6 protein-coding genes are annotated in these 12,777 nt (G+C 47.5%); 1 reads left to right on the top strand and 5 read right to left on the bottom strand.

Going from position 1 to position 12,777, the window contains the following annotated elements:
• Positions 1-333 precede the first annotated feature (333 nt).
• The 3 genes from QUB77_RS11330 to QUB77_RS11320 form a co-directional block, all read right to left on the bottom strand.
• Positions 334-855: a hypothetical protein gene (locus QUB77_RS11330; RefSeq protein ID WP_333173994.1), complete on the bottom strand. Its 522-nt coding sequence runs from the start codon at positions 853-855 to the stop codon at positions 334-336.
• An 8-nt stretch (positions 856-863) separates the two neighbouring features.
• Complete coding sequence (locus tag QUB77_RS11325) at positions 864-1,361, bottom strand: TIGR00725 family protein (protein WP_333173992.1); 498 nt, start codon at positions 1,359-1,361, stop codon at positions 864-866.
• Positions 1,362-1,938: 577 nt separating this feature from the next.
• Positions 1,939-2,823: a 4-hydroxybenzoate solanesyltransferase gene (locus QUB77_RS11320; RefSeq protein ID WP_333173990.1), complete on the bottom strand. Its 885-nt coding sequence runs from the start codon at positions 2,821-2,823 to the stop codon at positions 1,939-1,941.
• A gap of 210 nt (positions 2,824-3,033) precedes the next feature.
• Here QUB77_RS11320 and QUB77_RS11315 point away from each other — a divergent pair, with 210 nt between their 5' ends.
• Positions 3,034-4,650: a Ppx/GppA phosphatase family protein gene (locus QUB77_RS11315; protein ID WP_333173988.1), complete on the top strand. Its 1,617-nt coding sequence runs from the start codon at positions 3,034-3,036 to the stop codon at positions 4,648-4,650.
• Between the two features lie 389 nt (positions 4,651-5,039).
• On the opposite strand, the gene QUB77_RS11310 is transcribed toward QUB77_RS11315, so the two are convergent.
• Complete coding sequence (locus QUB77_RS11310) at positions 5,040-9,518, bottom strand: choice-of-anchor Y domain-containing protein (RefSeq protein WP_333173983.1); 4,479 nt, start codon at positions 9,516-9,518, stop codon at positions 5,040-5,042.
• A gap of 436 nt (positions 9,519-9,954) precedes the next feature.
• On the bottom strand, positions 9,955-12,777 hold a 2,823-nt coding region (locus QUB77_RS11305; protein WP_333173981.1), incomplete at its 5' end, for an Ig-like domain-containing protein.

Here is a 12,777-nt window from a genome sequence, read left to right as displayed (position 1 = left end):
CCCTACTAAATTTTATGCTAAATAATTAAAATTTGCAATGAGTCGAGCGCCACGTTTTGTGATGCTGTTTGATATGAATAATTGGCGACCGCATCATACTTATGAGAAATGCGATCGCATACAATGCAGCCCGATCAATTTAAAATTACTGTAACAGCTCAATCGGGAAGCTTTAATCCTGACTAATTTATCTTAATTACCAGTTACAGATGAGTTTTTTGTTGAGCTTCATAGGTCGATTTGCGAGGTAAAACGACTAAAATCCAAAATCATTTGATTTAGGTGAGTTTCGGTGCTGTCGCTAAGAATGTTGGCCTTGTGAGTTAGATATTTTTAAGGAGAGGGAACTGGTGGCAGGAAATTGCTGCTACCTTTATAACCGGATAAAATAGCCAGTTTTTCCAAAGATTGCCGGCCCGTGTAATATTTACCCCGAATTTCCCAAGTGGGATAAGCTTTAATATTGGCAGCTTTGCACAAATCTGGTTGAGCATCTTTGCCTCTGGGATCGCACTCAATGTAAGTAATTGCGGTAAATGCTTCTTTGCCGAAAAGTTCTTGTTGCGTGTGACAGTTAGGACACCAGTAAGCACCGTAGAGTCTAGCTTTGATTGTCTGCAAATGGGTTGCTAAGGCTATTTGATCCGGCACGGATTCGCTGCGAATAGGTGGCGCTTCTTGTTCGGTAAGAGGCTGTGCGAAAGGGGGAGGAGGAGGGAGGGTTTGTGCTAATTTTTGAGTGGATTTGTTGCTAAAACTGAACTGTGCAATTCTTCCGTCTGCTTTGGTATTGACGAAAATCCCCAAAGTCAGGAAAAGTGCGATCGCACAAAAGTTGAATTTGCTTAGTCTCATCTTGGATTTCATCTTGCATTTACTAGGATTTCGCGAGCTTGATTGATAGCCTCTACAGCATTGTTTACCACAAAGATGTTAAATTGTGCTAAACCTTTAAAAAAAAGTTGACTTTCGGCGCTGTCATTTAACAAGATAACTTGTTTGTTAGCTTTCAGAGCGAGGGCAATTTCCGAAGCAGTACCCGTCCCCATACCGCAGGCAATTATTACATCAGAAGAAAGAACGTTAATGTTATTTCTGGCGTTTCCCATATCGGTGACGATCGCAATATCTACAGCTTCAGAAATGCCGCGAGTATCATTTCCCGGAAGGATGCCGACTGTTAAACCGTTAGCTGATTTTGCTCCTTTGTTGGCGGCATCCATGACGCCGACATTTCTGCCACCAGTTAGCAATATCCATCCGGCTTCGGCGATGAGTTGTCCGAGTTGATAGGCGTTTTCTAAGTCGGTTGATGTGGCACTATCGCCGGGACCCATGATGCCGATGATGATTTTTTTCATATCATAGTTTAGGGTGGAATATATCGCATTATTGAAAGATCGAGAACCTTTCTGAATCTGGGTGAGAAAGGGCTATAGATCTTTCTTAGCCCGATGCCGCAGCCTCACCTGTCACAATCGCTTTTGATTTATTTTTATCTAGCAATATTTAGTATAAGTGAGTAAAATTTTGTGTAGCAAAAAAATATATCACTTTTTAGAAGCTTGCGCCTTATTAATTTATGATGTAAAAATTTTCATTAATTGGATTGATCACTAAGTTTAACTAAGTATATTTGTGTATAATACTCGCAAAAAAGGGGGAATAAACGATCGCCCGTTCCCCTATTTTCCTCTGGATCGTGCAAAGGTTGGAGACTTTGATACAAAGCAGAAAGACGCAGGGTGTCAGGCTTAAGCTGTTCTACATTTAAATTGTCTGTCAAAAATTAATAAAACTTTTGTGGGACGGGCTTCTAGCCTGTCCCGACTTTCCAATTTAAATGCTGCACAGCTTAAATGGATTTGAACCTCTTCTCTCAAATTTAAATCCTTCGAGTTTCACACCCGTTCCATGCGCGAAAATACCTACAAACAACTAAAAAAATTCCCCAACAATCATCCCTGCCAATATGACAAATCCCACCCAAACATTTTGGCGAAAAATTTGACCGTAAACAGGCTTGAGAATATCCGCTTTCCGCAGTTGACTGTACTGCAAAAACCACAAAAGTGCTGCTGCACTAATTGCCATCCAAAAACCAATGTGCAAGTGCAGATTAATTCCCATTGCCACCAATAAACCGACAGTACCAACAAAGAAAAAACCCACAGCATTAGCGGCATTATCCCCGAAAAAAATAGCGCTGGAATTCACCCCCAAACGCAAATCGTCTTCCCGATCGCTCATCGCATAAACTGTATCAAATCCTAATGTCCACAGCACGACTGCACCCCACAGCAGCCAAGTCGCTAATTCTAGTTTCCCAACGGCGGCGCTCCAACTAATTAAAACTGCAAAACCCCAGGCGATTGATAGCACTAATTGGGGCACTGGGAAGAACCTTTTTGCTAGGGGATAGCAAATAATTACTGGTACGGCGGCGACACACAGCCAGAAGCTTAAAGGATTGAGATAAAAAGCGAGAATTGCTGCACAAGCAAAAGAAATTAAAGCAACTCCGATTCCCGTTTGCACGGTGAGGGCGCGGGATGCTAGGGGGCGCGATCGCGTTCTTTCTACTTCGGGATCGATATCGCGATCCCACAAGTCGTTGATGACGCATCCCGCCGCACTCGTGGCTAGGGTTCCCAACACAATCACGCCCACCAATGCTGTCGGCGGCCTCCCGTGGGCTGCTAAAAAGACTGCCCAGAGGGCTGGAATCATTAAAATGAGCCTTCCTGCTGGTTTGTCCCATCTCAAAAGCCTCACGACGGTTAGCAATGTGGATTCGGGTTGGCGATCGAGCTCTTTAAGCATTTCAATTCTAGATTTGATATTTTTAACTCTAGATTTTATCAAATTTTAGGCACAATCACTTACTATCTCTGCTGGCGAGCATACTTCTATCGGAATTTAAAACAGGTGAAAGTCTTGCTCAGTCAGCAATTCCAGATTTATGCTAATTTAATAGAATGCCTAACTGAATTCGTGAAATAATCATAAATATCTGTCAATCCCGATACTCCAATGGTTAATTCACTTGCTTCTACGGAGTCAAATCGTATTATTGCTGCTATTGATATGGGTACTAACTCGTTTCACATGGTGGTGGCACGGATCGATCCGAAATTGCCCGCGTTTACGATTATTGCTAGAGAAAAAGATACGGTTCGGTTGGGCGATTGCGAGGCAAAAACAGGGTGCTTGAAGTCCGAGGTTATGGAAAGGGCGATCGCCACTCTGCGCCGCTTTCAAGATATTGCTAAAACTTTCAATGCCGAACAAATTATTGCTGTGGCTACGAGTGCGGTTCGGGAAGCCCCTAACGGGCGGGATTTTCTCAAACAAGTTGCTGAAGAATTAGACCTGAATGTGAGTTTAATTTCCGGTCAGGAAGAAGCGCGGAGAATTTATCTCGGCGTTCTTTCGGGTATGGAGTTTAACAATCAGTCACAGGTGATTATTGATATTGGAGGCGGTTCTACGGAGTTAATTTTAGGAGACAGTTCTGAGCCTCGCTGTCTCACCAGTACAAAAATTGGTGCTGTGCGCTTAACAGGACAATTTGTGAAAACTGACCCGATTAGCAGGGAGGAGTTTGCTTATTTGCAAGCTTATATTCGGATTTCGCTGGAAAGACCGATCGACGAATTGAGATCCCAATTCCATCCTGGCGAACCTCTGCGCTTGATTGGCACTGCTGGAACTATCGAAACTCTGGCCGCAATTAACGCTCGCGAAAAGTGGGGAACAGTGCCTAGTCCGCTGGCTGGATATCAGTTAAGTTTAAAAGATTTGCGCGATTTAGTCAATCGCTTTCGCAAACTTTCTTATGCCGAAAGGTTGGCAATTCCAGGAATGTCCGACAAGCGGGCGGAAATTATTCTGGCAGGCGCTTTGATTTTGCAAGAAGCTATGACACTATTAGGAATTGAATCGCTCACTGTGTGCGATCGATCTCTGAGAGAAGGCGTAATAGTTGACTGGATGCTGGCCCACGGTTTAATTGAAAACCGCTTGCGCTATCAAGGTTCAATCCGCCAGCGCAGCATTCTGCACATGGCTAACAAATATCAAGTCAATTTAGAACAAAGCGAAAGAACCGCATCATTTGCGCTCAATTTCTTCGACCAAACTCAAGGAAGTCTACACAATTGGGGAACCGAAGAACGCGAGTTGCTGTGGGCTGCCGCGATTCTGCACAACTGCGGTTTGTACGTCAGTCATTCAGCGCACCACAAGCATTCTTACTATTTAATTCGCAATGGTGAGTTATTGGGCTACACTGAAACAGAGATTGAAGTAATTGCAAATTTGGCTCGATATCATCGGAAGAATCCTCCTAAAAAGAAACACGAAAATTTTAGTGTACTCCCAAAAAATTACCGAGAATTAGTCAGTAAATTGCATCCGTTTCTGCGGTTAGCTGTGGCTTTAGATAGGCGGCAAATAGGCGCAATTTATGATTTTAAATGCCAACACCGCCCGGAAGTTAGAGAGTTTCACTTGCGACTACAACCGCTCAATCCCGAAGACGATTGCGCTCTAGAACTGTGGAGTTTGGATTATAAAAAGCCGTGTTTTGAATATGAGTACAATCTCAAATTAGTGGCAACTTTGGAACAGACTCTGATTCCGGTTTAAATACAAAGCCGAGCCTGGAAATGAGAGACTGTAGGGTGCGAAGTACGCACCCTACAGTTTCAACTTAACCCCAAGTCTATTACCAATATTGTGTTTGAATCCATACTCCTCGCGATCGCCCTAGCCTACCTTCTGAAGGCAGGCTAGATTAATTTTAGAGAGGATAAATCAATGCGATATGACTATTTGCTGACGCTATACGAAAGATTTAAGTAGTGTCTCATATCATATCCGGTCCAGCGATCGCGATTTTTGTAGGGTCTGCCCTCACCAACAATACCTGCCAATAATTGACAATCTCAAAAACCCGCCCAGACCGAAATATTATGGTTAATCGATCGGACATGATATTAGGGATAATTCTGATACAACCAGATTCGATATTATCTCTACAAACCAGGTAGCCCAATTACTGTAAAATCTTGTTGAGCGATGAGATTAGCTGGCACGCCTTTTAGGCTAGCTAAGATTTGATCTGTGTTAGCAATTTTGATAAAAGTTGTAGTGTTTTCTTCAACTATGCTGAGTCGATCGACCGTTAACCCTCCCGTTAAAATTAATAAATCTTCACCTTGCGTAAAATCAGTGATTACATCGGGACCTTCACCCGCAGTCAAGAAAAAGTAATCGCGCCCGCTTCCCCCTTGCAGCGTATCGTTTCCGAAGTCTCCCATCAACCAGTCGTCGCCCATTCCCCCAATCAAAGTATCATCACCCTTACCGCCGTAGAGAGTATCGCTACCGTCACCACCGCACACTCGATCGGCATCTTGATTACCAAAAATTAAATCATTGCCACTGCCGCCGCACAAATAATCTTTTTGACTGCTAGCATCCGTCGCGATATTGTCAATATCTCCGAAAATCGTATCCTCGCCATCGCCACCGCAGATGCTGTCATTTCCCAAATCTCCAAATAGCAAATCATTGCCCAAATCGCCACAAATTATATCGTTATCTTTGCCGCCATGTAAGGTATCATTGTCCTCGCCCCCAGCAAGAGTATCTTCGCTTTCTTGTCCGTATAAAACGTCGTTGCCATTATTGCCAAAAAGCAAATCTTTTCCTGTCAAGTCACGGTCAGACGTATCAGAAATGCCACCAAATAAACTGTCATTACCTTCATCGCCAAGTAGGGTATCGTTGCCTTTGTCGCCCCAAACTACGTCATTATCTTTGCCTGCGATCGCCACATCACGATCTTTACCCGCATAAATAATGTCATTCCCAGCGTGGCCGACGAGATAGTCGTTATTTTCGTTGCCAAATATGGTGTCGCTGTCTGCATCCGCGCCAAAAGTAACTGGGCTAGCAAGGCCACCGTAAATATTGTCATTACCGAATACTCCATTTAGCCAATCGCTACCGTTGAAACCGTTGATGATGTCATTAATATCGCTGCCTGTTAGAGTATCTTTACCGTCAGTACCGTTGAGGATATTTTCAGGGATATTGGGGCCGGGAATGGAAGTGCGATCGGGTAAAGTGATTCGATCGCACATACAGTCTTCGGAAACAGCAGGAATTAGCGCAGGTGTGGGGGTTTCGGTTGTTGGAGATGTGGTTGGGGCGATCGAAGTCTGATTGGCGATCGGCTTTTCCCCAGGTTTAGCCGTCGGAATTGGAGTTTCCGCAGATGTCGAAATTGGCGTCGGAATTGGTGTCGGAGTTTCCGCAGGCGTCGGAGTCGGAATTGGTGTCGGAATTCGAGTTTCCGCAGGCGTCGGAGTCGGAGTTGGCGTCGGAATTTCCGCAGGTGTCGGAGTTGGAATTTCCCCCGGTGTCGGAGTTGGTGTCGGAGTTTCTGCAGGAATTGGCGTCGGTGTCGGAGTTGGAATTTCCCCCGGTGTCGGTGTCGGAATTGGAGTTTCCGCAGGCGTCGGAATTGGAGTTTCCGCAGGCGTCGGAGTCGGAGTTGGCGTCAGAATTTCCACAGGTGTCGGAATCGGTGTCGGAGTTGGAATTTCCCCCGGTGTCGGAGTTGGAATTTCCCCCGGTGTCGGAATCGGTGTCGGAGTTGGAATTTCCGCAGGTGTCGGAGTTGGTGTCGGAGTCGGTGTCGGAGTTGGAATTTCCGTAGGTGTCGGAGTCGGTGTCGGAGTCGGTGTCGGAGTTGGAATTTCCCCCGGTGTCGGAGTCGGTGTCGGAGTTGGAATTTCCCCCGGTGTCGGAGTTTCCGCAGGCGTCGGAGTTGGAATTTCAGCAGGTGTCGGAGTCGGCGTCGGAGTTGGAATTTCAGCAGGTGTCGGAGTTGGAATTTCCGCAGGTGTCGGAGTTGGTGTCGGAGTTTCCGCAGGCGTCGGAGTCGGAGTTGGAGTTTCCGCAGGCGTCGGAGTCGGATTTGGAGTTTCCGCAGGTGTCGGAGTCGGAGTTGGAGTTTCCGCAGGCGTCGGAGTCGGAGTCGGATTTGGAGTTTCCGCAGGCGTCGGAGCCGGAGTTGGAGTTGTATCTACAATAGTCAAAACAGCACTATAAATCGCTCCTAAGCCTGCTCCGTTAGTGGGATTGTTCAGAGTTAAATTAACAGTTTCATCCTCTTCTATTTCCGCATCATTAAGAATGGGAATCGTGAAATTTTGAGCAGTTTCGCCAATGCCAAAATTTAAGGTTCCCGATGTCTGGTTATAGTCGCTGCCCGCATTAGCTGTTCCATTACTTGTACTGTAACTGACAGCAGCAGCCACATTAGTAGCATCAGTGCGAGTAACAGTAATTGTGGCCAAATTACCGTTTTCATTAACGCTGTAATTTGCGGCACTAAAGTTAAATGTGCCTGGATTGGTGAGATTGATAATGAATGCTTGGGTTTCAGAAGTATCGATACCTTCGTTCTCTCTACCGCCATTATCTTTAAGGTTCAGAGTGATATTAGCACTGCCGATCGCCCCCGGCACCGGTGTAAAGGTTAGCGTCCCCACCGAGTCGATCGCAGGTTGTACACTAAACAAAGCAGCATTATCATTCCCTACCACTTCAAAAGCCACAGTTTGTCCCGATTCGTTTGCCGGGCCCGGAGAAATCGCCGTCGCCCATCCGGGGATGGTTTGTGGCCCCGAATTGCTGCTGAGAGTGCGATCGACTCCTTTGACAAACGAAGGTGCATCGTTGACTGGATTAACTGCGATCGAACTTGTTAAACTATTAGTGCTAAACGGCGTTGTTCCACCAGTAACTGAAGCATTGACGCCCGCAGTACCGTTACCCAGTCCGTTACTTCCATCCCACGCCCGAAAAGTAATTGTTGGTTCGCTTCCAGGGGTACTGTAATAGTTTGGGTTGGGTACAAACCGAACTTTCGCAGGCGTTTGCAGGGATACCCGCGTCAGGTTGATGTTAGCTTGGGCCGAGGTAGTGCCGTCACCGAGGAATAGAAAATTAGGAGTTTCGTAAGGATCGGGCTGGTCACTATATCCTGAATAATCGCGCAGCGGGCCGGCTAGTATGATAGCGCTTCCATCGGAAAGAAAGTAATTGTCACCTTGAACTCTGAGAGTGTAGTTAGTAGCAATATTGGTGTTATAAGGAACATTCTCTGCTGCAACAAATAAGCCGTTGGTTTGTCCGCCTGGGTTGGGAGTAATGCCGTCTGCTTGTGCAAAGATATTGCCAGAAGTTGCAGATAGCTGCTGGAAACCGATTTCAATGGCTTTGCGATCGCTAGTAACGGCAACAATGCTAAAACCAGCTTGATTTTGATTAGTGCGAGATTCCGAGATAATTTGGAGATTAAAAGATAAACTAAAGCCTGTAGTGCGATCGAGCGGGGGAAATGACTGATTTAAAGGATTATTTCTATAGCCCGCATAAATACTATTGGCCGCAGTGCTGTTTAAATTAACTCCATTACCGTTAAAAATTTCAGAAGCTGTAGCGGTAGGAGGAGCAAGATTTAAGTTAGTCAAAGATAGCCAATTTTGAGCAGTAGGAGTGTTACCAAGTAAGCCATTATAAAGAGGAGTCGGGCCTAGTACGGTTGCTGAACTTTCCGACACTGTGCCGAAATTTGTCCAAGTATTGCCGTCCGTTGAAAATTGCCAATTGCCGTTAGTATTGTCTGCAGCGGTGACTGCGACACCCAAAGGATCGCCATTAGCGTCACTTCCTAACTCGCTAGTGATATTAAAAATACTAAAGCCTGTGTTAGCTGCGCTGGGTATATCTTCATTAATTGCGATCGGCGGATTAACATTAGGAGTTGCCAAAGTCGGAGCGATGTTAACCTGCGGGTTGCGGAGGCTGTTAATATAAATAGTGTTAATTCCCCCGTTGGGCAAACCCAAGGAGCCGGGACTATTTATAGCATAACTAGCAGTTCGGTTGATTCCGCCAATATCGCTCAAAAACTCGACATTACCCCCGTTGTTTGGTGCTAGAATTTGCACCTTAGCTGCACTCCCAAATACCCCTAACCCAGTCATCGGCCACGCGATGGAATCAACAGAAGTAATTCCCGCACTGCTAGTGTCTACCCAAACAATATCTGAGGCTGCAAAATCCCCGCCGAAAGCGTTAGTTCCGAATAAGACATTATTGAGATAAGTACCGCCAGCACCGTTATTTATCAGCAGTTGAATGTTCCAATCAGCATCATTTCCGCCGGCAACAGGGTTGTAGGTAATATCATTAGTAGGAATGACATCTGAACCCCCGATCGCAATTATTGTTCCTGCCTTGAATACAGGAGCAATACTCGCCATGTTCGTGAACTGATAAGCAGAAAATTTCTGTGCAGTTGTACCACTTGAATCGCCTACAAAAAAACTTTGAAGTTGAGCTGTTGTTAGATCTTCGGTCAACAGCAGTTCAACATACTCATTCCCCTGGAATTGCCCGTTGCGGCGGAATTCGTTAATAATTATCTGTCCCATCTAGATGCACCTAAATTTGAGATGATTATGTATTAGCTATCAACTAAGGTTTTTTACGTTAATTTTTTTATTTACGTAAATACACTGTCAGTAGTTTGTCCGTAGAGTGCCTGGTTTAAGTCATTTTTGTTACTAAAATAATATCTGGAGTTCTGAGTAGTGTCAAGTAAAAGCTTGGATTATTGTCGATCGCACTCCCGGACACAAAAAGTGATTTGATATCAATTCCGGTTGCACGAGCGAGATGATTGTTGAGTGTTGACTGTTGACTAAAATTATACGTTAGGGACAACTGACTGTTTGGACATTGGAACCATACCGATGCAATCGGAAACGATATGATTTGACAGTCTACTAATAGCGATAAGTAGCGCGTTGGACACTCTACATAATTAACTAAGGTGCGGAGTACGCACCATAGTTAATTAATTTGTGCTTACCCGAAGATTGTAAAATCATTCACACCGATCGCACTAGCTTGCACTCCATTCAAAGCAGCCAACAGTTGACCGTTCTCACCAATCCTGATGAAAGCTGCATTAGCGTTTTGGGTAATACTAAGTTGACCAAAAGTTAGACCACCCACTAACACCAGCAAATCTTCACCTTTTGTGAAATCAGTAATTATATCGCTGCCTTCACCTGCTGTTAAAACAAAGCGATCGCGCCCCATGCCGCCGCTGAGAATATCATTGCCCAAACCCCCAATCAGACAATCGTCGCCTTTACCGCCATAGAGAGTATCATTGCCCTCCTCGCCGCATAGCTTGTCACTACCGCCGTTGCCAAACATCAAATCCTTGCCAGCACCGCCGCACAGGGAATCTGGATCGCCGTTAAAGCCGATCGGCCGATCTCCGAAAATAGTATCGTCCCCGTCGTCGCCGCAAATGCTATCACTGCCGCGATCGCCCAACAGGAGATCGTTGCCAGTACCCCCCACCACAACATCATTGCCCTTGCCACCGTAAACCGTATCAGTGCCCTCGCCGCCGCTTAGAGTATCGGCAGCATCTCCCCCATTCAAGAAGTCGTTGCCAGCACCGCCAAACAGCAAATCGCGTCCATTCGAGTCAGGGCTAGACGGGTCAAAACTGCCTCCAAACAAGCAGTCATTACCCTCAGCCCCAACCAGAGTATCATTGCCTTTGTCGCCCCAAATCAAGTCATCGTCTTTGCCGCCGATCGCCACATCATCGCCCTTACCCCCGAAAATGCGATCGTTGCCCCCATTGCCGTTGAGGTAATCATTGCCATTGCCGCCAAACAGCAAGTCTTTGTCTGCATTGGGGCCAAGGGGGATATTGCTGGGCAGTCCCCCGTAAATATTGTCGTTGCCTTTTTCGCCCAGCAGAATGTCGTCGCCGTTGAAACCGCTGATAACGTCGTTGACATTGCTGCCGATGAGGAAATCGCTGTCGTCAGTGCCATTGAAAGTGCGATCGACTGAATTCGGGCCGGGAATCGAACTGATCGCGGGTAGGGTAATCTGTTCGCAAATGCAATCGCGATCGTCTGGAGTTCCCGTCGGAGTCGGAGTTCCCGTCGGAGTCGGAGTTCCCGTTGGCGTTGGAGTTCCCGTTGGCGTTGGAGTTCCCGTCGGAGTCGGAGTTCCCGTCGGAGTCGGAGTCGGAGTTTCCGTTGGCGTTGGAGTTCCCGTTGGCGTTGGAGTTCCCGTTGGAGTCGGAGTTCCCGTCGGAGTCGGAGTTCCCGTCGGAGTCGGAGTTTCCGTTGGCGTTGGAGTCGGAGTTTCCGTTGGCGTTGGAGTTCCCGTCGGAGTTGGAGTCGGAGTTCCCGTCGGACTCGGAGTCGGGATTTCCGTTGGCGTTGGAGTTCCCGTTGGCGTTGGAGTTCCCGTTGGCGTTGGAGTTCCCGTCGGAGTCGGAGTCGGAGTTTCTGTTGGCGTTGGAGTTCCCGTCGGAGTCGGAGTTTCCGTTGGCGTTGGAGTTTCCGTTGGCGTTGGAGTTCCCGTCGGAGTCGGAGTTCCCGTCGGAGTCGGAGTCGGAGTTTCTGTTGGCGTTGGAGTTCCCGTCGGAGTCGGAGTTGGAGTCGGAGTCGGAGTCGGAGTTTCCGTTGGCGTTGGAGTTTCCGTTGGCGTTGGAGTTCCCGTCGGCGTTGGAGTTCCCGTCGGAGTCGGAGTTCCCGTCGGAGTCGGAGTTCCCGTCGGAGTCGGAGTCGGAGTTCCCGTCGGAGTTCCCGTCGGAGTCGGAGTTCCCGTCGGAGTCGGAGTTTCCGTGGGAGTGGGCGTCGTAGTTCCCGTAGGTGTCGGAGTCGGAGTTTCCGTGGGAGTGGGCGTCGGAGTTCCCGTAGGTGTCGGTGTCGGAGTTGGGGTTTCCGTAGGTGTCGGAGTTGGAGTTTCCGTAGGTGTCGGAGTTGGAGTTTCCGTGGGTGTCGGAGTCGGAGTTTCCGTGGGAGTCGGAGTCGGAGTTTCCGTGGGAGTCGGAGTCGGAGTCGGAGTTTCCGTGGGAGTCGGAGTCGGAGTTTCCGTGGGTGTCGGCGTCGGAGTTCCCGTAGGTATCGGCGTCGGAGTTTCCGTGGGAGTTGGAGTCGGCGTCGGAGTTTCCGTGGGAGTTGGAGTTTCCGTGGGAATTGGAGTCGGAGTTGGAGTTGGAGTTGGAGTTGGAGTCGGAGTCGGAGGGTTATTGACAACAATGCTTGCCGTGACGATCGCAGAATCAGCTTTTCCGTCATTAGCTTTGTAGGTAAAAGAGTCTGTCCCTGCAAAACCAGCATTCGGAGTGTAACTGAAAGAACCGTTAGCGTTAAGGGCGATCGACCCTTGAGTCGGATTTGCCACCAAAATCGCAGTCAGCGGGTCATTTTCCAGGTCTGTATCGTTGATTAAGACTCCCAAACCCGTCACATTGAGACTCGTATTAAAAGCAGTAGTATAGCTGTCAGAATTCGCCACAGGCGGGTTATTGTTGACGCTGACAGTCACGGTAGCCGGTTCCGAGCTAACTATTCCGTCGCTGACTGTGTAGGTAAAGGTGTCTGTTCCAGAAAAGCCTGCGTTAGGAGTATAAGTGAAAGAACCGTCTTTGTTGAGGGCGATCGACCCTTTCGTCGGGTTTGCGGCCACCGCAGCAGTCAGCGTGTCTAAATCTGCGTCGGAGTCGTTGCCTAAAACTCCCGGCGCTGTTAAGCTGAGGACTTTTCCCGCACTGATGCTGTAGGTGTCGGGTTGTGGCTGCGGCGGATTGTTAGTAACATTGATGTTCACCGTGGCGGGGATAGTAGCAGCACCGTCGCTAACGCT

This window comes from Microcoleus sp. AT9b-C3 (assembly GCF_036705485.1).
In the GTDB taxonomy this organism is placed as follows: domain Bacteria; phylum Cyanobacteriota; class Cyanobacteriia; order Cyanobacteriales; family Microcoleaceae; genus Microcoleus.
Note: the sequence above shows the minus strand (reverse complement) of the source record. Positions and strands in the feature narration are given on the sequence as shown.